Genomic DNA, 23,802 nt, shown 5'->3' with positions numbered 1-23,802 from the left:
AAATTACAAGTCGTCAGTTGATTGCAAATGTCAATTATCCATGAACTAAATTTTTGAATCATATCACAGCATCTATACCCCAAACGGGTAGTTCATCAAAATAATTTCGAAGCAAATATACAATACTCACGTGTGCATATTTTACAATTACAAATGTTACACAGCATATCATTTTATTAAAAAATCTGCCATTTATTGTTTCAGTTACTTGTAAATCCTTAGGTTCAATTCTTAGTTTTGGGAACTACTATAGTAGACTATATTTGTAATACATTACATAGTATTTTATTTTTTGATGGACCTATAAACAGAAACAGTTTTTGTTTTATCCAAAGCCACCAACTATTTTCTCACTTTAAATACAAAACCGGATGATTTTTGATTTTTTTCTATATACCTGTTAAAAAATATGTATTCCGGCTCACCACGATCATTTAAGAGTAGTTGTGGGGATTCTAGTTTCGATCCTTCTTCCTTCAAATAAAAACTCGGAGAATACCAGCCGCGTACCGGTTCACTCCATTGAATGCCATCCTTTGATTCCATATAGCACCCACCAGGTGCATCCAGATAACCACCATCTTTAACAAGCATACAGAAACGACCGTTTTCATACCAGACAACAGGATCTTCGAACCCTACAAAATTTTTCTTTATATGGAATCTGTCGTTCATTTTCGAAACGCTAATAATCGGATTTTCACAATGTCGAATGTAAGTAGCTTCCAATGTATCTGATATTGCCAGTCCTATATTCCATTGATTCAAGGATTTCATTCCTCGGTAATACAACCAAAATTGATTATTGACAGGATTCTTAACGAAAGAAGCGTTATTAACTATCATCTTGTCCCAGGCATCATTTGACGTGGTGTCCGGAGATAATACAGGCTGTTCATGATTTGCCAGTCTCCAGTTTTTCAAATCGTCAGAGATTAAAAAACCGATATGCTCTTTCATCTTTTCTAATGGCCACGGAACTTCATAAGCGGTAAAAAATAACAGATATTTGTTGTCAATTTTGTAAATCCGAGGCCCCGGAACACCATTACCATCCCAATGCCCTGGTCCTTTCCTCCCTTTATAAGGAATATCTTCCAGAATAGTATAAGGACCTTCAGGTTTATCAGCTACGGCATGTCCAATATGACCCATTGTTTTGTGATTCTTCATCCAATTCCCATCTGAATTAGGTATCTTGGTAAAAAAAACATGGACTTTACCATCTGGACCATATATGGGAGCCATGCTCCAGGTAACATATCCTTGATCAGATATATCTAAAATTTTTCCGACGGGTTCTAATCTTTCCGCAAAACTTTTTGGAGCTTGCCCCCATAAAGTTACCGTATACAAAATACTCATTAATAAAATTATAAATTTAGCTTTCATTTTATTTTTTAACTTAATATGTTATTTACTAATTTTGAATACAAAGCCCGATGATTCCTGATTTCTTTCAATATACTTATTAAAAAAAATATACTCTGGCTCGCCTTTCTCAGTTTTAAGAATTTGTGGTGATTCAAGTTTTCCAGCTTCATGTAAGTAAAAATCAGGCGAATACCAGCCACGCATAGGTTGAGTCCAATGAATACCATCCCCGGACTCGAAATAACACCCGCCAGGTTCATCCAAATAGCCACCATCTTTAACCAACATACAAAAACGATCATTTTGATACCAGACGACAGGGTCTTCAAATCCTATAAAATTCTTCTTTAGCTTTGAAGCATCAATAACCGGATTTTCGCTATGCCGAATGAATGGTCCTTCCAATTTATCCGAAACAGCCAGTCCAATATTCCATTGATTTAAGGATTTCATGCCACGGTAATACAACCAATATTGATTTGTAACAGGATTTTTAACAAATGCAGCATTATTAACAATCATTCTATCCCATGTATCGCTTGACCTTGACACAGTATCAGGAGATAATACCGGTTGCCCCTTGTTAGCCAGTCTCCAGTGTTGCAAATCATCAGATATTAATAAGCCGATATGTTCTTTCATTTTTTCCAATGGCCATGGGATTTCATAGGCTGTAAAAAATAATGCATATTGATTATCAATTTTATAAACTCTGGGACCAACAATGCCATAAGCATCCCAGTGCCCCGGTCCTCTTCCTTTGCATACAACTTCGTGTATAGTATACGGGCCTTCCGGTTTATCAGCAATAGCATGGACAATTTCTCCTTGTGTCCTGAAATTCTGGAACCAGTTACCATCTGAATTAGGCACCCGGGTAAAGAAAACATGAATTTTACCATTTGAATCATAAATAGGAGAACAATCCCAGACAACATATTTTTGTTCTGACAAGTCTATGATTTTTGCGACGGGGTCCAACTTAGTTGCAAAGTTTATATAAGATTGGTCTCCTTTAAATTGACTGTAAAGGCCTTCTGCTATCAAACAAAGAAAAAAAAGACAGATCAGTTTCATGTTTATTTTATAACAATTAAAAAAATGAAAATATACTTTCCTATCCTGGAAGATTATGGAACTTTTGAACTTGATTGAAAAAATAAGGCTGCCCTCCAGAAAATCAGAGATTTTCTATTACACTTAATCCAGCCAAACCTAAATATTGAAATGATTAAGAATTTCAATCAATAGGAGGACAGCCTTTCCTTTCTCTCTTTTATACTAATAACCTGGATTTTGGTCTTTAGTTGGGTCTAGCCCTTTGTTGTAATCAAATTCTGTAGTCGGTATAGGAAACAGAAAATGTTTATCTGCGACATCAATTCCCTTCACCTCTTTTATAACTTTTTTTGCTATACCTAAACGAACAAGGAATGGCCAGCGTTTTCCCTCATTATAGTTCTCATACGCTTGTTCCTTGATCAATAAAGCCATAAACTTTTCCTTGGTATTGTAATCTATTAATTTAAAATCGATAGTGGAAGAAACAGTTGGTGTATATCCATAGGCCCTCCTATGTACCATGTTTAGTTTTTCCATGGCATCATCATTTGGCGTACCCGAGGCTTGTACTGCTGCTTCTGCATATAAAAGTAAAATATCGGCATAACGGACCAGAGGATAGGATACATTGGCTGCTCCCGATCCTGTAGCATCAGGATCATAAAATTTTGTATCTAGGCAAGTAGTATTTCCCAGACCGATATCGAAAGGCAATATATTATAATTTTTCCGAAGATCTTTCTCATCCCAATCTGAAATCAATTGGTTTGTTAATTTAGTATATATTGCATACCATCCATCGCCTGCTCCACTACCTCTCCCATGCATATATTTCCCTTCTATCAAAGCTCTTGGATGTGAGCACATCATAACGTACTCCCATCCCATATTATTAGTTCGAGACGTTTTAAAATAAAATATTTCTTCAGTAGTATTTACTACATTCGGCCCAAATATTTTTTCAAATTCCCGGTACTTTGTGACTGGAACCAACGCATAAACACCACTGCTAATTACTTCACCAGCTAATCTTTTAGCTTCAGCATGGTTCCCCAGTTGGATTTGTACTTGTGCTAATAAACTTTTTGCTGCATTTTTCCCTGGTGTTCCCACTAATCTAGGTTTATCCGGAGCGTTAACTATCGCAAATTCCAAATCACTTTTAATTAGTGCATAAACTTCATCCGCAGAACTTTTTCCCAGGTTCCATTCTGACATATTTTCGTCTGTTCGCAAAGGAACAGCATTCCAAAACCGAACCAAATGATAATAACATAAAGCACGGAGAAACTTCAGTTCTCCAACATATGCTGCTTTCTGAACATCAGTTAACGCGGAAGCTTTAGGCAGTCTGGATATAGGGATATTGCAATCTCTGATAGCACTGTACAGTGAAGACCACACTGCACTTGCACGATTTACATTGGTCGCATTTAATCCGGCATACCTACTATTATCTTCCCAACTACCTCTTCCATATTGATAGTCTGCGAAGCACTCCATAAGCCCGGGATACAATGATCCAAAACCACTTCTTAATTTATACAAGGGAGCCATTACCGCAGCATCTGCCTCTGCTGAAGTATTATAAAATGTCTCAGCTGCTACAGCTTTGGGTTCTTCATCTAACCAATTCTGACAGGAAGTAAAAAATAACATTCCTATTATTGTGATAAATAATATTTTTTTCATGGGTTTCTCTTTTTTTAAAATGAAACTTTAGCACCAAACGATACCGTTTTTGTATTGGGATAAGTCAAATAATCCAGCCCCAAATTCACCGAATTACCACCTCCCCACGAATTAACTTCTGGGTCTATACCTGAATAGCCTGTAATCGTTAAAATATTTTGTGCGCTTGCGTACACTTGAATTCCTTTGAACCAATGGGCAAAACTCCATTTCTGAACCGGTAAATTATAAGCCAAAGAAATATTCTTTAGACGCAAATAAGAACCGTCTTCGATAAAACGGTCTGAGTGAACCAGCTTTTGATTAGCACTTAGTTTAGGATACTTGGCCGCAGCATTTTGTTCCGGTGTATTACTGGAGGACCAATGGCTGTAATACACATCTTTTTTCAGATTTAATCCTAATCCATAGTCATAATTTGCCGTTTCACCGACATTGTAAATATCATTTCCTTGACTTCCTTGCAGAAAAACTGAAAATTCAAAATTCTTATATTGAATTGTAGAACTTAGACCGTAAGTAAAATCTGGGTTGGGGTCTCCTAAAATAAAGCGATCTTTTGTTGTTAAATTTCCATCATTGTCCACATCGATATATTTAAGTATCCCATTACTATCATATCCGTCACTTTTAAAAACATAGAAAACTCCGAGGGGTTCGCCTTCACGAATCAGGTTTATAGTTCCTGACATATATGCCAGATTAATATCACTTCCATAGAGGTCAGATCCACCATATAGCTTGTCAACCCTGTTTTTATTAACAGCAAAATTGACAGAAGCATTCCATCGAAAATCTTTTTTTTGAATGATATCCCCATCAATCAAAAACTCGACACCTTTGTTACTCATTTCTCCAATATTCTGAATCGTACTTCCATAACCGGTAGAGGCTGGCAATGAAACCGAATTTAACAGATCGGTGGTTTTTTTCCGATAATAATCTGCAGTGATGCGTAACCGTTGGTTTAATAGACCTAAATCTATACCCAAATTCCATTGGGCTGTAGTTTCCCATTTCAAATTAGCAGGGAAGGTTGTACTGGCAGCATAATAAGTATAAATATCTCCATTTGCCGGAGCTTTTCCCTGGCTTAACATGTTCATTGTGGTATAAGGATTAATTGCGGTAGAACCTGTGGCTCCCCAGCCCAGACGCAACTTTAAATCTGAAAGAAAAGAGAACCTTTTTAGAAAAGCTTCATCCGAGATACGCCAGGCCAATGCAGCGGATGGGAAATACCCCCATTTATCTCCTTTGCTGTACCTGGAAGAACCATCTGCCCGAATACTCGCAGTAGCCAGATATTTTCCTTTATAAGAATAATTCGCCCTTCCCAAATAGGACATAAGCACCCATTTAGTGAATGATGTAGAAGGCGTACCAAATGTAGAGGCCGACCCCAATTGATAAGATTCAGGAGCGTCACTCAAAAAACCGCTTCCACTAGCCCCTACTGAGGTTCCTTTATATTCCTGATAAGTAAAACCTCCCATTAAATTTAATCGGTGATCTTTTGCAATTACTAAATCATAATTGGCAATATTCTCGTTGACGATGGTCGTCTGCTGATTACTGGAGACCGATGCACTGGAAGAGCCGTATAAATATTTAGAGGTGACATAATAATTTGTACTATAATTGAGAGATTCGATACCAAAAGAAGATTTAAGGGATAAACCCTTTAGGGGTTTCCAAGTCAAAGCTCCATTTACATCCATAAGATCTGCTTTCGAAATATTACTGGTTTCATTAATTAAATTAATGGGATTAACACCCTGAGCCAGCAAATAGGGATTGGACACGGGAAAATAGCTATAGGAGCCATCTTCGTTATATGGTTTACATATCGGGGGAACTGAGAAAGTTGCACCGATTAATGAGCCTCCTCTATTACCAGCATTGGAATCTTGCAAATATTTATCTGTTCTTGTATAGGAAGCGATTAATGATAAATCAAAATGATCACTTATAACATGATCAATATTAGAACGAATATTGTATTTATTATACAAACTATTATCAATAAGTCCATCTTTTAGCATAGCAGAACCACTTACTGATATTCTTGTTTTCTCGGAACCTCCTCTTATCGTTATATTATGATTTTGAGTGGGAGCATCTTTAAAAACAAGCGATTGCCAATTTGTACCCTTCCCGAAAGCTTTAATTTGATCGGCTGTAAAATACTCTTTCCCCGTCGCAATCAATCGTTGTTCATTGTAAAGTGTCGCCCATTCAGTGGCATTCATCATATCCAGCTTTTTTATCTGGGATTGCACACCATACTCGAAATTATAATCAACAGATGTTTTTCCGGCTTTTCCTTTTTTTGTGGTGATAAGAATTACCCCGTTTGCCCCACGTGATCCGTAAATAGCGGTAGCTGATGCATCTTTCAAAACCTCCACTGATTCAATATCATAGTTATTAATGTTGGAAACACCCGCAGGAACACCATCTATCACATATAATGGAGTATTATCCCCTTTTATAGAATTAGTTCCCCTTATTCGAATGCTGAAATTTCCTTCAGGAGCACCCGTATTGGAACTGATTACTAGTCCAGGGACACGACCTTGCAAAGCCTGAATCGGGTTGGCAACAGTAAAAGCGATCATTTCTTTTGCTTTTACTGAGCTAAGCGATCCTGTCAAATCGCGTTTTTTCATTGTCCCATATCCTACAGCAACCACCTCTTCTATTCCTACAGTTTCTTCAGACATGGTAACATCAAAAACAGATTTACCGTTAACAGAAATTTCCTGGGTTTTCATCCCAACAAAGGAAAATTGTAACGTCATGTCGCCATGAACATTACTTAATGAATACTTTCCTGTGGCATCAGTAATTGTGCCGTTGTTGGTTCCTTTCACGACCACAGTTACGCCGGGAAGAGCCTGACCGGATGAATCGGTGACACGGCCAGATATCGTGATTTTTTGCTGAGCTATAGAATTTTCACCGGATGAAGGAGCCGCTAATACAATAAATTTATCCTTTAAAGTATAATTAACATTGGTCCCAGCAAATATTTGTTTCAGGACATCATCGATTTTCCCGTTTTGAACCTTAACAGAAACTACGCGATTCTGTTGCGAGTAAGAATTTTTTGCAAATGCACTACCCATGGAAATTAAAATCAAAAAGGTAGTTAGTTTGATAATTTTGAATGTTTTTGCCCCCGGAAATTTTCCATTCCAGGTTAAATTTCTTATTTTTTTCATAATTTTGTGTTGAAAAGTTTATAATTACCCAGTGAGTCAGACTGGGTGTTATTAATTACATCAGGGAAGTGTTAGGCGCATTTCCCTGTTTTTCTGTCAGTTTATATATATTTCATAGGCATTTTATTTTGATAAGTTTGGAATCATATCTTAATGCAAGACAACCATCTGATTAACAGCTGGCTGTCTTACAAATTCACTAGTTCTTCAGGCAGATGATTATGGTCTCACCTTAATTTTTGCATAAACAGCAATTTCATACAACCGAGTATTATCGGTATTACTTGGAACAAAATATCTCACTTTGCTTGCTTTTACCAAGCCAAATTCGACACTATACTGCGGATTAGTATTCCCGGTAACGGTAACAATATCCTGCCACAAACCACCAACATCAATTTGAAATTTAAAGCTAGGGATTGGGTTTCCATAACTGCCACTCGCTCCACTCCATGTTGCGAACGAAAAAATATTATATTCCCCTCCCAGATCAATTTCAATCCAATGCTCCCCAGTCGGGTTGGAAACCCACCGAGATGTGTTTGTGGATCCGTCCACAGCAAAACGCCCCTCATTAGTGCCAAGCACATCACTAACCTTTACTTGTTTATTTAATGCAACATTAACAATCTCTACAAGTTCAACGGGAACATAACTGGTATAAAACGTATCTATTGCATCCGGCTTTGGAAGGTAAAGAGTTCTGTATGAAACAGAAAAGTTGGGATCGATATCAGCTATTTGGGTTGTTGTCAGATTTTTCACGCCTATCACCTGAGAAATTGCCAAGCCAGTGCTTTTGTTCGTGTAATTGAACTCAACTGCAATTTCCTTGGTATCAATAGGAGAGAACCATGTGATATTAAGAATAGAACTTTTACTATCAAATGCCGCTGATTTATAGGGATGATTTTGAAGTGTAGATCGATAAATATCACCATAAATCTCTGCAATTTGTTCATATTTTATAGAACGATGCCCCTTGCCATCTCTGGAATAAATTTCAAATACATAGCTTTTTTCATCCATACTTTTTTTAGCATCACCAATCATTACGTCCAGATAGTCGGGAGAAATCCGGTTTTCTACGGGAACAATCAGCGAATCATTTCCCTCGTTCCAAAAGATCGCAAAAGAAGTTATCTGTGGATTTTTTGTATACAGCCGTAGCATGATTCGCTTATCCCCGCTAAAAGCATCAACCGAATCTACCTTGGCAATATAGATGGTTTCCCCCCTTTTTAAGTATTCATCATGAATATCGTTAATATCCGTGCACTTAATAATTATGAAAGTCACAAATATCAGTTGTATATAAATAATAATTTTTTTCATCCTATAAAGAATTTAAAATTCATAGTTTAAAATCATTGTACTGCACCCCAAAATCTAATTTCAGACAAATTGAGGCCTGTAGATCCGCTCCAGGTTTCAGTACAACGGAAACGAATATATCTGACTGTAGGATTAGATATGTCAAACTCATACTCCTCACCGGCAATAGCATATGCAATATCATCAGTAGTAGGTGTAGCACCTGCCGGCAATCCTGAAGGTCGGTACGCTTCCTGGTCCATAATTTTATACCATCCGTTCCAGTTATCAACAGTAGTTGCTGTAGGATCATTTGTTCCCCATATTTCAAAATGCTTTGGACTATGAAGTTGAAACCACCATTGGTCTCTGGACCAGAATTTGAACCGTGAAAGTTTTGCGGTTACTCCCAAATCCATTGTAAAATAAGGGTTAGGTGGTCCTCCGGGAACAATATAATACACATTATCTCCGGGAGAAATAATATTATCCCACAATACACTCATGCTTTTATTTCCGAATGTTGGGTGAAGCGTATAATTTGGCGACTGAGGCAATCCCTTAAATTTGGTTCGGTCAAGTTGTTGCTCAAAAAGTGGTTTATAATTGTTATAAACAGTATCTGTATAATTACTATAGCGGTCACGAACAAAAACACCAACAGTTACCTTCAGGGTATCCATCCCTCTTACAGATTTGTTTGCATTTTTTTCAGCTGTATAGAAATTGTCCAGACTTGAAAATTCGGTGACGCTATTCGTTTTACCGATTAATTCCACTACAATATTTTCAGCATCAGGGTTTTCCCATAGAACTTTAAGTCCTCCCCAGGAAGAGAATACTGTTATAGAAGAAAGTATTGCATAAATGGGAGAATCCTCCGGTTCAATTTCTACTTCCAGTGGGACGGACTCATTTTCACTACGGTCAACTGCCATTAGTTTGACAATATGCTTTTGCGATTTTCCAAATCCCTTTATTAGAACCTGTCTTTGATAAAAAGAAGCACGTTCCTCTGCCTGAGCTCCATTTGGCAATGTATATAGTGCTTTTACATAGAGTAAATCTTCATCGGAAGGGAGTTCGTATGTAATTTCACTTTTCCCAGCAAAATTAGTGATCGTAGGATTTTTCACTTTCCCTGGCGAAACTTTATCGACAGGATATTGACCAATATAGTCCTCCGAACAAGACATCATTAATACAATTAAAGCATAAAATATTTTTTTCATACTATTAGTCATTTAAAAGATTGGTTAAAAGTTAGTTGCATTATCACCAATAAGGATTTTGAATAAGGTTCGGATCAGCTCTCAACGTAGTTTCGGCTATCGGCCACAGATAATTCTTTGTTCCAAATGTATATGTCCACAATACTTTTGGAATATAAAAATCCGTGCTTGTCCCATTTGTATTCCAGCCCTTTGCTGGCATATTATAATAAGTGTGAGCCAATTTCCAGCGCCGTAAATCCCAGAAACGTTGTCCTTCAAAAGCCAGTTCAATGAGCCTTTCATGACGTATGATTTCTCTCATTCCTTCTTTTGTATCAGGTTTTGTTGGTGTTACAGAATAATTGGTCCAACTTTCTTTTACGCCTTTAAGCCCCGCTTTTTCTCTAATTATATCTATATAATGATATACTTCTGCTGTTGGCTGGTCGTAATACTCATTCATCGTTTCCGCATAAAGCAGATATAAAGCAGATAGCCTCATAATCGGGAAAGTTGTTCGAACCTGTACCGGAGCACCGCCGGCAGTTGGATTGTGAATTGTCTCTATATGAGTAAGCTTTTTAGGGTAATAACCAGTTATAGAATATCGTAAATTTTGCGTATTTCCCGAAACCTCTCCTTTTTTCATTCGCAAAACCCATGGTTGAGTAGTTACAGCACCAACTCCAACATCATTGTACCGTCCATTGCCATACCAGACTCCTCCATCAAAGCCAAGATTTGCATAAAACCGGGGTTCACGGTTTAAATGTAATTTAGGGGTTTGAAAACCTGTGGAGACATAGTATTTGTGATCAATAGTGGCCGTTGTCAATTCGTATCTGGTGGAATAGTCAAAAGTCCTATCTTCCTCGATAGGGACTCCATGATTGGTATAAAAAAGTTCAGCCATATTAAGCGTAGGGGCTAAGTTTGAAGTTACACTTGTTGCATTATAACTCGTACTCTCAAAATATGGGATAGACATCCTTTCTAATAAATTCATTACCCATCTGGAACTGGCCCAAATCAATTCACTATTCCATTTATCAGTAACCACCGTACGTAATGAATTTACCAACTTGGTAGTATCAGACAATTTATATAAGGCGTTTTTGTAAATGTAAAAGTTATGCCCCCCGAGCAAACAAGTGTCGATGGCATTTTTGCTGGCTATCATTGCTTTATGCCATTTTTCTTTGTCGTATAAAGTTGGGAAAAGGTTTCTCCCCTTTTTGTCGATAACATTGGCATAATCAGTGTTCCCATTAAAAAGAGGGCTTGCAGCCATTGTCAACACTTCGGCTTTTATTGAAAGTGCTATAGGTTGGGTAATATGCCCCAATTCTGTTGCCCTGCTATCAACCATCAAAGGCAAATTGGGTATTGCTTCATTTATTAATTTTACAATGTAATTTACGCAATCGTCAAACGGCTCGCGAAAAACCTGCACCTCCTCAACACTTGAAGAAATAGGTAAATTTTCTTTAATTAAAGGAATAGGGCCATATAATTTTAAAAGATAATAATGATAATAAGCCTTTAAGAATTTGACCTCTGCAATCCATCTTGCCCTGTCCTGATCATTTAAGTCATTACCAACTTCACCAATCTTTTCAAGAAAGGTATTACAATCGCGTATTCCTATAAAAAGATTAGACCCTCCATTTCCGCTAGCCCAAAAATTATAAATAGGACTGGTAACATTTTGGAGATTCTTTTTTAGGTTAATTCCATACTGATTGTAATACTGATTGTAATACGATTGATTCTCATGCAACCAGAATTCATCAGATCCGAGCATGGCCGGGTCCAGACTTGCATCTCCAAAATATGGAAGGTAAGAGTAACAGGTTGTTAAAAAACGCTCAGCTCCAACCCGATCGGTAAAGGAATGGGCAATTGTCGGGATATTGTCAGGAACAACATCTAAATAATCTTTACAGGAGTAAAGGGAAATTAGAATACATATTGTTAAAAGAAATATTCTTTTCATAGTCATGTTGTTTTAAAGTGAAATTTGAAGTCCAACGTTATAAACTTTCTGAATAGGATATCCCAGTCCTTCACCAGCCATTTCAGGATCCCACAATTTAAACTTACTTAGAACAAACAGGTTAGTTCCGCTCAGATAAATTCTAAACTGTTTTATCTTAATTTTTTCAAGTTTTTTCTGAGGGACCGAATAGCCGAATTCCAGTGATTTTAATCTTAGAAAAGAACCATCCCTCATAAACCAGGTGCTTCTTACAGTATTGTTTGAAATCAAACGATCAGAAAGCCTTGGCCAAAGTGCATGAATATTCCGATTATTTTCAGACCAGTGATTGTCAGCATACACTTTCAATAATGCATTTTTAGAAATTCGGGGATCTTTAGCTCTTTCTTCACTTGTTTGGGAATCAACAAATGGTGAAGTTTTCTTGGCATCAATCCAAAATGCCTCTCTTGCAAGTCCCTGGAAAAAGCATGAGAAATCAAAATCTTTATATCCTGACGAAAAACCAAACCCATACACAATTTGTGGTTCAGTTGGGTAGCCAATAGGCACCATATCAAGAGAGGTTATTTGATCGTCTCCATTTATGTCTTTATATTTAATATCTCCTCCCATATATTCGCCAAATGTTTGCATCGGCGAATTTGCAACTTCGGCATCATCAACAAAAAGTCGTTCTGCAACATATCCCCATTGCTGGCTAATTGGTCTTCCAATTCTTGAGAGCCATGGAGTTTTAGTATTATCCAGATCCTCATATACTTCATATTTTGATTTTGCAAATGTGAAATTTGCTCTTGCAGAAAGCCACAGCCCATTTTGAAAACTGTGTTGATAGTCTATCGAAAGATCAATACCTTTACCTGATGCTTCTCCCACGTTTGATTGGGGGACTGCCTGTAGTCCCATCGAAGCGGGGATATATTGCCTATTCATCAAAATATTCGTCCGATATTCTGTATAGAAGTCAGCTAATATTTCAAAATCTTTAAACAATCCAAGCTCAACTCCAAGATTCATCTTTTTTGATGTTTCCCAGGTAATTTTATCGTTTTCATATCTTGAAATTGATACTCCGTTTACTGAATATCCAAAATCTTCTCCAAAAATGAGGCCTTTTGACGAATTGTTGAGATTGACTTCAGAAAGATAAAAGAACCTGTCATTTTCTGAACCAATTGCATCATTACCAACCAATCCATAAGTGGCTTTAAATTTCAATTTTGATACTATTCTTTTTAAATTGTCATTCCAGAATGGTTCATTCGATGCAAACCAAGCAACACCTGCTGAAGGGAAAAAGCCAAAACGCTCTTTTTTAGCAAAACGTTCAGAACCATTGTACCCAAAGTTAAACTCAGAGAAATAACGTTTGTCATAAGAATAAGTAAAACGTCCGGAAAGTCCCAAATTCCGGTGAGGTAATGACAATTGCAAAGTCGAAGCATTTCCTGTTAAATAATTTCGCATTGTATAAACCAAAAGACCGCTAACAGAATGCTTTTCTGAAATTGTTTTATCATAATTAAGAGTAGTTTCAAAATAGGTCGTCGTATTGACTATTTTGTCTCCTGGGTTGTAAGATAAATATTCTGTCCCCCCTGTTGGATTTAGTGGAGTTAAGCTATAAGTATCTGTATATTTGTCATATAACCCAATGGAATAGTAAAACGGATTGTAATACCTTGAAACATCAAAGTATGAATAACGGTTCGTGCTAAACAATCCTCTGAAAAATAATCCTTTCGTTAAAAATTCCAAGTTTTGTTTAACTTCAAATTGTGCTAACATGGTTGATTTACTGTATTCCTTATATCCTTTTACCATATCGGCATAGGGATTGATGTAATTTCCCGTTCCACTATTTCCAAACAAAATATGTTTTGAATATGTATACTGTTCATCCGGTGCATAAAATGGAGGAAAAAGAACAGGATCAGTTCGCATTACTTTGCTGTAAAGGTCAGAACCACCGTCAATTGGACCGGAATAGTCATCAAATGCTCCGTGCAAACGAACTACTGCCTCTGTAGTACTTGTGATATTGATATTTACATTTGATCTTAGTAAATACCGTTTTAGTTCAATATTATTGTTAAAATTGTTTTTATTATCAACATTTAATGCACCATTGTCCTGATTAAAAGTTCCGGCAATGTAATACCTGGCCACTTTACCGCCACCACTTACATTGAAATTTGCCCGATGATTAATGGTTACATTTTTAAATAATGTTTTATACCAATCTGTTGCAGGATAAACATTGGGATTCGCTCCGGCTGCTGTTTTTTCGATTTTTTCCTGGGGATAAAATTCAACTCCAGTTACAGGATTTCTCGTGACAATAGCTTCATTATTTAGTTTCATGTAAGTAATGGGATCCGTCAATTCAATCCTTTTTGTTGGAGACGAAAATGAACTTTCATAACGAAAAGAGATTTGAGCTTTCCCTTCTTTCCCTTCCCTGGTTGTTACCATGATAACTCCATTTGCACCTCGAGCACCATATAGTGCAGTTGCAGTGGCATCTTTCATAATACTGAAACTAGCAATATCATCAGGTTGAAGCCGGGCTAAATCAGAAGAAGACATTTCAACGCCATCAATTAATATTAGTGGACTGCTGGCATAAGAAAATGATGTCACACCTCTGACAAAAAAGCTCGCATCATCCTTACCTGGCTCTCCGCTTCTCTGGTAGGAAATAAGCCCTGACATCCTACCAGCCAAAGCTGTAGTCATATTACTAGATGGAATCTTTAATTCGCCGACATCGACAGTTGTAATAGATGCCAAAACACTTTCTTTCTTTTGTTTTGCGAAAGCAACAACTGTTACGTCTGCAAGTTCTTCAGTCTTTTCTTTAAGTTTAACGTCAATTGTTTTTTGAAGTCCTACTTCAACAATCTGGTTTTCCATTCCGATAAAAGAGAAAACTAACTTGCTTGATTGTTCTACATCTATTGAATAACTTCCATCATTATCGGTAATTACTCCCCGGGCAGTTCCCAAAACAGTAATTGTGACACCTGGTAAAGCATGCCCATCAATATCTGTCACTTTTCCATTTACTCTAAATGGCGACTGCTGGCTATTCGCCAAATTACGATCCTTAATCTCTATTGTACGATCTTCAATTTTGTAAACAAACCCCATAGGGACAATATACTTCTCGAGAATAGCATCAATTGTTTGAGATTTTTCATCAATATCTAGTTTTGATTTATCGTCAAAGAGATTAGACGAGTATAAAAACCTGAACTCACTTTGTTTCTCTATGTAGTTTAGCATTTTATCAATGCTAACATTATCAAATTTTAGAGATAGTTTAGTATTTGTAGAGTAAGCACTTGCATATACGCGAATAATTCCAAACAAAAATAATAGGATCGTAATTTTCAAAACAAATAAAAAATACTCTATCCTTTTATTAAGGGCATAATTCAATTCTTTTTTCATAAATTAGCGTTTTGAATAGATTAGCATAGTTATTTAACTGTGTTTTTAGGGAGTGTTGGTCGCACTCCCTTTTGTACTTTTATTTATATGTTTTTTCCCATAGGCTAATAATTTTATTTTTAGTTGTAAACTATTAAGTTCTTAACGGTTGAATATTATTATTAAAATTTCATTCAACTTTTTTAATGTCTTTCTGATATTGGACTAATTAATCACGGACATTGTGCTTTCCATATTTCACTATTAAAAAATTATTCAAATATACAATGCTCACGTGAGCATTTAAAACAAAAAGAAATGTTATTAAACATGTATTTCATTCATGAAGTTTTAGTTGATTTTTAGAGATTATATAGAATAAAATATTACCACATTCTTTTACGTATATTTGTGGCCCATAGACACAATAACTATAGGATTAAAACTTGTGACAAGCGCAGAAAAAACCCAGCAAAAATGCTCAATCTCACAAGTTTTTCACCCGAAGAGTTTGATGAATTGGCTTCAGAGTTCCGAATTGAATGGGACCAATATTCCAGTCATTTCACCTTAGAAGGAAAACCAAGGCAACGAAAATTTATGTAAAAAATTTACAAGACATTCTCTTAAATCTACATTTTTCTCCAAGACAAGTTAAAAAATAAGACCACCATTTATTTTGCTTCATATCCTAAGATTTAGTATCTTCGAAATATAAAAAATGTTCTTCGTCTTTTTGCAGCTAACTTATCGAGACCAGTCAAAAATTTGATCGATAATGACTTGAATATAAGCGCATTAAAATACAAACAGATGCTCTTGTTCTGGGCACAAATCAGAAGCACTTAAATTTAAAAATTTAGGTGCTTTTTTTTTATGTCAAAAATGTGAAAGTCTCTAATTCGGGAATCGATCACATTTTGAAGAAAAGTTACCCAATGGTTAAAAACCGGATTTCCCGGAATATTACAGGAAGGTAGAAACACGTTGGATGGGGAAAGGAAATGAGATTTGGTTGTTGACTTAATCAACGGTAGCAGGCGGCTATCCTTGCCCCCGCCGTCTGCCTAAGTCGGAAATCCGTTGCGGCTGGTTTATAACAATCGCTTGTATCCCATTTTAATCAACATCTTGTGTTATGTTATTGTATTGTAATTGACTGATGTTAAATGCTTTTTGTGGCAAAACGGGAAAATAGCCTCCCAAATTATTATATGAGATAATATGTTGGAAAATTCCTATTTTTGTAAATTATGGAAGTATTGCGAAATAATAATACTGCGAACAAACCTTTTTTGGATGATGAGAAAGCGTTTGAGTTTATCTTTAAAGCGTATTTCCCGCGTTTAATGGCTTTTTCCAAAAAATTTGTTTCAGAACCCAACATCGCAGAAGATATTATTCAGGACGTTTTTGAGAAGGTCTGGATAAACAGAAATTCAATTGGAGAAGATACATTTAAACCTTACCTGTTTACGTTAGTACGCAATGCTTGCCTCAATCATATCAAACATAGCCAGATAGTTGACAGACATCGTGCTGAATTAGAAGACACATCCAAGGAGGAAAGACTTTATTATGCTGACTTTTTCAGTGATCCATTGCATCAGACTATTTTCAATGAAGTCCAACATGAGATTGAAAAAATCATGCAACATCTTCCTGTTCAGACACAAAAAATATTTCGGCTTTCACGCTTCGAAGGACTAAAAAACGCTGAAATTGCAGAAGTCCTGAAAATATCTGTCCGTACTGTTGAAAAGCATAATACAAGGGCTTTGGAAAAACTGAAGACCCATTTGTCTGCACATTATTTGATTGCTATTACAGTCCTTGACCTGATCAACGAGTTTCCAAAATAGTTTTTTCAAAACAGGGGGTCGGTATTTGATGGCTGAATTGTATTACTGATAAGAAGTCATCAATCTTATGAATGCCAATTCTCGAAATAAAACGGATTTGTTTGAAGGTTACCTAAAGGGGAACTTATCAAAGCCGGAGGAAATAGAACTATCAAATTGGACAGGCTTGTCGGAGAAAAATTACAAGGACTTTAGGGATTATATCGCTAAAAATGAGTTTGCGCAGTTACCCTCAGATGGGGTTGCCCTGGCTTGGGACAGAATGAAGGGTCGAATCAGGCAGCAAGTCACTAAAAACAAAACACCACGAATTGAAGTCCCGGATTGGATTAAAATTGCAGCCCTTGTGGTATTTGCAGTGGTCTCAGGTTTCTTTGCCAATTATCTGGTACCCGAAAATCAAAAAAACGCTGCTCTCAATGAGGTAATTGTTCCGTATGGTGAAAAAGCCCAGATCGTGCTTTCGGATGGAACCAAAGTTTATTTAAATTCAGGCACATGGCTTAAATACCCGACAAGCTTTTTGAAGGGCACACGGCAAGTCTTCCTGGCCGGGGAAGCATTTTTTGAGGTTGCCACGAACAAGAAAGAACCGTTTATCATAGAAGCCCCTCAATTTCAGGTTAAAGTAACCGGAACATCCTTCAACCTGAATTCTTACAACGAAGATGCAGTTAATAGTTTGACCTTACATTCGGGGGAAGTAACCATTTATGCCGGGAATCAGGAATATGAAATGCATCCGGGTGAAAAATTCAGTTATAACAGCGGATCAGAGAAGGCTGTCATTCGTGTGGACGATTTGCATAAATCATTTCTCTGGTCGGAAGATGTCATCGTAATCGAAGATTTGAACCTGGAAGAAATACGCAAAATACTGGAAAGAAGGTTTGATGTCAGGATTGAAATTATCGGTGAAATGTATAAGAAAATCAGGTATACCGGACAATTCAAGCCTCATGAAGAGCTCGAAGAAATTCTGAATCTGATCAAGGAGACCTCTCCTGTAAAGTTCAGTTTCGAAACAGATAACGAGAAAAGATTAATAACCATAAAATAAAAAAATGGCGGAAAATGTTTGCCCATTTCCCGCCACCCATAATCAAATTACTTAAAAGTAACTATTTAAACAGTTCAAATTTATGAAAAAAAAATGTGAATTGAGGGAGTCCTTGTTTAAGGATCATCTCACTAAACTATTATTTAAGATGAGGTTTACATGTTTTTTTGTGTTGTTTTTCGCCGCACAACTTTCCGCGAGTGTATATTCACAGCAAGCAAGGTTAAAGGTGGATTTTAAACAGGCGGCAATCAAGGAAGTTCTGAATGATATTGAGAGCCAAACCGGATTGACGTTCTTTTATAGCGGTGATGTCCTGGATATTGGGAAAACAGTGTCTTTGAGCAGCAACAGTATGTCACTGGACGATATCCTGTTGCTTATCCGGGAACAAACCGGACTGTCGTTCGTGATTGTCAGGGACCAGATTTTAGTTAAAAAAGAGAGCGGGTATGATTACGCGAACCGCCAGCAACAGCATTCCGTTTCCGGGCGTGTGACCGATTCATCTGGTTTTCCCTTGCCTGGCGTGACTGTGGTGATATTAGGCACTGCCACAGGTAGTATCACCAATTTAGACGGGAGATACAGTCTGGCCGATGTGCCAGGCACTGCCACGTTGCAATTCTCTTTTGTAGGAATGAAAACGCAGGAAGTACCTGTTGCCGGCAGAACGGTCATCAATGTAGTGATGGTCGAAGAAACATTTGGACTTGAAGAGGTGGTGGCTATTGGTTATGGTACGGTTAAGAAAAGCGATATTACCGGCTCAGTTGTTTCAGTTAACACCCAAGAGATGCTGAGAAAATCCCCGACGAATATCTTGGAAGGCTTAAAAGGGCAAGCCGCGGGTGTACTGGTTATAGCACAAGACGGCGCCCCGGATGCAAATGCAGCAATCCGCATTCGAGGTGTTGCAACCATCAACGGAGACGCAAGGCCGCTTTATGTTGTAGATGGCGTACAGGTTGGAACTAATGCCAATTTCATTAACCCTGGCGACATAGAGAGCATTGAAGTTCTAAAAGATGCTTCAGCAACCGCGATATATGGAGCAGCAGGTGCTAACGGTGTTATCATGATTGCAACTAAAAGAGGCACGGTAGGTTCTACGCGTGTTACTTTTTCAGCAGACTATGGTATCCAAACTTTAGCGAGAACATTGGATGTTGGTGATGTTGACCAGTATGCAGCAAATATCCGTCAAGCACGTATTAACGATGGTGGAATTCTGGCTAATCAAATTTTCGCTGCGCAATATGACGGCCAAAGAAATAATATTGACTGGCAAGACTTAATGACACGTACATCCCTTAAACAACAATACAATCTTTCTGCTTCAGGGGGCACGGAAAAGACCCGGTCTAACTTCTCGTTAAGTTATTTGAACAATGACGGTATTGTAATCAATACTAATTACAAACGTTTGACTGCGCGTGCCAGCGTAGTTACCAAAGTGGCTGATTTCGTGGAGATCGGTGGTGACATCAATTTCATTCATTCAGAATCAAGCGGCAGTAATGCAGGTCTTGGAAATAACGGCAACCTTTCTTCTTTACGTGACTGGGCTTTCATGGCTCCCACTATGGATTATGTGGACCCGGTAACGAATAAGATAGTAAGCCCTAACGTTATAAACGATAACGGGACTTATGGTGCCCCTATGCAAGGCGATGTCGGTTCAAACGATTCAAATTTGTCAAACAACATTTATGCTGAACAGATGGAAAATACCGGTATAACCAAAAATAACCAGGCACTTCTCAGTACTTATGCCAATATTAAATTATTTAAAGGCTTAACTTTTAAATCAATAGCTTCTTATAATTTTACTGCGGGCAATTGGTATAACTTTTGGGGCAACAAAAAACGTTACTTTCCAGACGGCACACTCGTTAATTTGTATAATTACGATGCCAAATATTATTTAGGGATCAACAATAGTAATTATAACAATCTTGCAATTGAAAATTATTTGACTTACAATTGGAAGAATGACATTCACAATTTGACTTTAATGGCAGGTAATTCTGTAAGCAAAGGCTTCGGCAACTGGAGTAATGCTGCAGGAAATGATTTCCCCGGGGATAACATCCGTGATATTAGTCTGACTAACGATCCTGCGGCAAGAAGTGGCAGCGGTGCTTATAATCTTGATTCTCGCGGAATATCTTATTTTGGCCGGTTTCAATACACTTTGAAGGATCGTTATATTATAACAGGTACGATGCGCCGTGATGGTTCTTCTAACTTCGGTGCCGATAACCGTTGGGCCAATTTCCCGTCAGCAGCAGCAGCATGGCGGATTTCAGAGGAAGATTTCCTGGAAAACAGTCCGACGATCAGTAATTTGAAACTTCGCTTAGGTTGGGGCCAGACAGGTAACTCAGGAGGTCCGACAGATCTGTCTGTTACAGCATTGACTTCAGATAAAATCCAATATTTCTTTTATGGGCAGAATGGTCAAGCAGGCATGAATACTTCAAGGCAATTAGCTACCGGTTATGCTCCCACATTAACTGATCCCAGGTTGAAATGGGAAACCAATGAACAAAGTAACGTGGGCCTTGACCTGGGGCTTTTCAATAGTAATTTGGATGTAACCGTAGATTATTTTATCCGGAAATCTAAAGATTTGTTGATTTACCAGTCGATACGTCCTTCTTCAGGTTATACCCAGGTCTATACCAACTACGGTGAAATCGAAAATAAAGGTATTGAATTCTCAGTAAGCTATAAGAAGCAAATTGATAAGGATTGGAATATCAGCGCTTCATTGACAGGTTCGTCCTTAAAAAACAAAGTTTTAAAAATGGGCGCTGATTTGTTCAGTGAAAACACAGAAACAACCAATGATGGTTCTAACGTGGGCGCAGTAGGAGCTCCTTCGGGCACGCACTGGAACGGCCACTCAATAAGTCGCGAGGGTTATGCCGTAGGCTCATTCTACGGTTACAGGGTAGAGGGCATATACCAAAGTCAGGCAGAGATAGATGCTGCCAACGCTGCAGCTATAGCTGCTGGCCACCCTAGTGGATACAATAATGGGTCAAGTACTGTTCCTGGTGATTTTAAGTACAAAGACCTTAATGGTGATGGACATCTTAGTGAAGAGGATATGACGATATTAGGAAATGGTTTCCCTAAATTAAACTACGGTGTGACCTTAAACGCTTCATATAAAAATTGGGACTTCTCGATTTATGCTTATGGCGTAGCTGGGGCACAGATCTATTCATACTCTGCAATGACATTATCCAACATGTTCCCGAGTGATAATGGTACTACCCCTAACATCTTAACGGAGGTTGCTCAAAATGCCTGGACTGTTGATAATTTAAGCACCACAACACCCAGATTGTCATTCCTGGATTTGAATTACAACATGCGCGGTTCTGACTATTGGGTAAAAAAAGGTGATTTCCTGAAAATCAGTACAGTTCAGGTTGGGTATAATTTTAAGAAGGTAATGTTGAGGCCGTTACGAATTGAAAATGCACGCCTTTACGTATCTGTTCAAAACTTGGCCTGCTTCTCCAGCTATAACAAATATGGCGATCCTGAAACAGGACAGGGAAGTGTGCTCTATACAGGTTTGGATACAGGCCGTTATCCTATGCCACGGACCTATTCATGTGGTTTGAATATCCAATTTTAATAGTTGCACTTAAAATATAGAAATACTATGAAAAATATATCAAAAATATTCATACTTGCCAGTGGGTTTTTCCTGATAGGAATTAGCTCCTGCAACAACGAGGAATTTTTGTCGGTAGACCATTATTCCATTTTGGCTGCCGATCAAATGTTTAAGTCAGATGATGATGCAAAAGCTGGTCTTATTGGTTGTTACACAATGATGCTTCCGAATGATGTCAACGGAGACTGGGGCATCAAACCAAACTTGTTTATAGGTGGCCACCCAACAATGGATACCCAGGCAACGGGATGGGACAAGGACTGGAACTCGCAAAAATGGACGCCAGGTAGCCCTGAGCTATTAAGCGGTTGGAAACAAGCCTATACCGCAATTTCCCGTTGCAACGATTTTCTCGCCGGTTTGGAAGCTGCCGAGAATATTACTCCTGCGTTAAAAACTACACTTGACGGTGAGGCCAGGGGCATCCGTGCTTTTTTCTATATGTGGCTTGCAAAAGCTTTCGGCCGTGTGCCCATGTTGGCAACGGGCGAAACTTATATCAACACCCCGGCAAAAGCCCGGGCAGAGACCTTCACAGAAATGTGGGATTTCATCATTGATGATTTGAAAGTCGCAGTTGATGAACTTTCCCGGGATCCATTGTCCGAACAGTATGGACGTATTACCAAAGGTTTCGCCCTTTCATACTTGGGCGAAGCTTATATGTGGAAAGCATACCGTGTTCCTGAGCAAGCCAATGAAAACTACACGTTAGCGGCTGCTGCTTTATTGCAAGTAATCCAGAGCGGCAAATACGAATTAAATCCTTCCTACACCACTTTATTTGATCCGGGAGCTGTCTGGACAAAAGAATGTATTTGGGAAGAAGTTCTTGATGAGGGTTCGCAATGGAACCAATGGGGGAACCTGTCCCAGGCCCACAACTGGATGATCCATTTTGTGGCTCCTCCGTCTATCGGTGGATGGGGCACCTTGTACCTCTCTTGGGAATGGTGGAGTATTTACGAACCAGGCGATAAACGTCGCGAAGCTTCTGCTGTAACCGGCGCTATTACAAATATTGATCCTGCCTGGAAATCTGCCACCAATTACGGTTACAATCCTTACCTGCAACAGAGCCTTACAGTTGGTGATGGATTAAATACACATTATCACTTTTTAATGGGGGGTGAAGCAGCTCCTTCAATTTGGACTTTGAAGTATTGGCGTACAACCCGTTCAAACTATCAGGCTCCATGGGGCCCTCAACAGATTTATTTTAAACGTTATGCAAATGTTTTGTTAGACTATGCAGAATGCCTGTTCCACTTGAATGGTGAAAATGATGCAACCGCTTGGGGATATATTAATCAAATTCGTGAGCGTGCGTGGGGAAATATGGAAGTTGGTAAGGAAGCTGCTTTAACTGCTACTTACCTTCCTTATTATCAAAACATGGCCCAATTCTTTATAGATAATGGCGCTACAGATATCGTAAAGCCTACTTCTTATCCTCTTCCATTCAATACAACCACTGTAACTGTTCCTGATGCGAAGACTTATTATACCTCGTTAAAATCTTCTAAAGGTTTTGCTTCTCCGGTATGGTTGGTAGCCTTGGGGCAGGAACGCCGTAAAGAATTTAATGCTGAATGGTGCCTTGCCCAGGATTTGATACGTTCCGGGTTTATTGAGGATCACATTAACATCAGTTATCCAAAAGGCGTAGGTTCTCCAGATCCTAATGCTCAACAAGATGTGTGGAATACTTACAGGAATTTTGATTTCGTTCTCAATAGGATGGATATGCCAATCCCAACGGATGAGATATTGAAAAACCCGTTGTGCGATCAAAACGACGCTTATAAATAATCGTGTTAAAAGATAGACTGCATCTGACGCAACTGCGGGAATGCAATT

12 protein-coding genes are annotated in these 23,802 nt (G+C 38.1%); 4 read left to right on the top strand and 8 right to left on the bottom strand.

All coding sequences use genetic code 11. The annotated features are described in order from the left end of the window. Window positions 1-342: 342 nt before the first annotated feature. From AC6H3C_RS15255 to AC6H3C_RS15220, 8 genes are all read right to left on the bottom strand, one after another. Window positions 343-1,392, bottom strand: coding sequence for a glycoside hydrolase family protein (locus AC6H3C_RS15255; RefSeq protein ID WP_497516266.1), 1,050 nt, complete (start codon window positions 1,390-1,392; stop codon window positions 343-345). Between the two features lie 21 nt (window positions 1,393-1,413). Then, window positions 1,414-2,451, bottom strand: a complete 1,038-nt coding sequence (locus AC6H3C_RS15250) for a glycoside hydrolase family protein (protein ID WP_497516265.1) — start codon at window positions 2,449-2,451, stop codon at window positions 1,414-1,416. Window positions 2,452-2,655: 204 nt separating this feature from the next. Then, complete coding sequence (locus AC6H3C_RS15245) at window positions 2,656-4,128, bottom strand: RagB/SusD family nutrient uptake outer membrane protein (RefSeq protein WP_497516264.1); 1,473 nt, start codon at window positions 4,126-4,128, stop codon at window positions 2,656-2,658. Window positions 4,129-4,142: 14 nt separating this feature from the next. Next, on the bottom strand, window positions 4,143-7,355 hold the full coding sequence (locus AC6H3C_RS15240) for a TonB-dependent receptor (protein WP_497516263.1): 3,213 nt from the start codon (window positions 7,353-7,355) through the stop codon (window positions 4,143-4,145). Between the two features lie 219 nt (window positions 7,356-7,574). Then, window positions 7,575-8,690, bottom strand: a complete 1,116-nt coding sequence (locus AC6H3C_RS15235) for a DUF4998 domain-containing protein (protein ID WP_497516262.1) — start codon at window positions 8,688-8,690, stop codon at window positions 7,575-7,577. Window positions 8,691-8,722: 32 nt separating this feature from the next. Beyond that, on the bottom strand, window positions 8,723-9,901 hold the full coding sequence (locus AC6H3C_RS15230; protein ID WP_497516261.1) for a DUF5000 domain-containing lipoprotein: 1,179 nt from the start codon (window positions 9,899-9,901) through the stop codon (window positions 8,723-8,725). A gap of 43 nt (window positions 9,902-9,944) precedes the next feature. Then, entirely contained in the window at window positions 9,945-11,879 is a 1,935-nt protein-coding gene (locus tag AC6H3C_RS15225) for a RagB/SusD family nutrient uptake outer membrane protein (protein WP_497516260.1), read from the bottom strand. A gap of 12 nt (window positions 11,880-11,891) precedes the next feature. Then, window positions 11,892-15,341: a SusC/RagA family TonB-linked outer membrane protein gene (locus AC6H3C_RS15220; protein ID WP_497516259.1), complete on the bottom strand. Its 3,450-nt coding sequence runs from the start codon at window positions 15,339-15,341 to the stop codon at window positions 11,892-11,894. Between the two features lie 1,232 nt (window positions 15,342-16,573). On the opposite strand from AC6H3C_RS15220, the gene AC6H3C_RS15215 reads away from it, so the two are divergent. From AC6H3C_RS15215 to AC6H3C_RS15200, 4 genes are all read left to right on the top strand, one after another. Next, window positions 16,574-17,182 carry an RNA polymerase sigma-70 factor gene (locus tag AC6H3C_RS15215; protein WP_497516258.1) on the top strand — a complete coding sequence of 203 codons (609 nt, stop codon included), beginning with the start codon at window positions 16,574-16,576 and terminating at the stop codon, window positions 17,180-17,182. Window positions 17,183-17,249: 67 nt separating this feature from the next. After that, on the top strand, window positions 17,250-18,242 hold the full coding sequence (locus AC6H3C_RS15210; protein ID WP_497516257.1) for a FecR family protein: 993 nt from the start codon (window positions 17,250-17,252) through the stop codon (window positions 18,240-18,242). Between the two features lie 82 nt (window positions 18,243-18,324). Further along, a complete protein-coding gene (locus tag AC6H3C_RS15205) occupies window positions 18,325-21,900 on the top strand; it encodes a TonB-dependent receptor (protein WP_497516256.1) in 3,576 nt (1,191 codons plus the stop codon). Window positions 21,901-21,927: 27 nt separating this feature from the next. Then, a complete protein-coding gene (locus AC6H3C_RS15200; RefSeq protein ID WP_497516255.1) occupies window positions 21,928-23,754 on the top strand; it encodes a RagB/SusD family nutrient uptake outer membrane protein in 1,827 nt (608 codons plus the stop codon). Window positions 23,755-23,802: the final 48 nt, after the last annotated feature.

The sequence above is a fragment of the Gaoshiqia sp. US2 genome (genome assembly GCF_059705485.1).
Note: the sequence above shows the minus strand (reverse complement) of the source record. Positions and strands in the feature narration are given on the sequence as shown.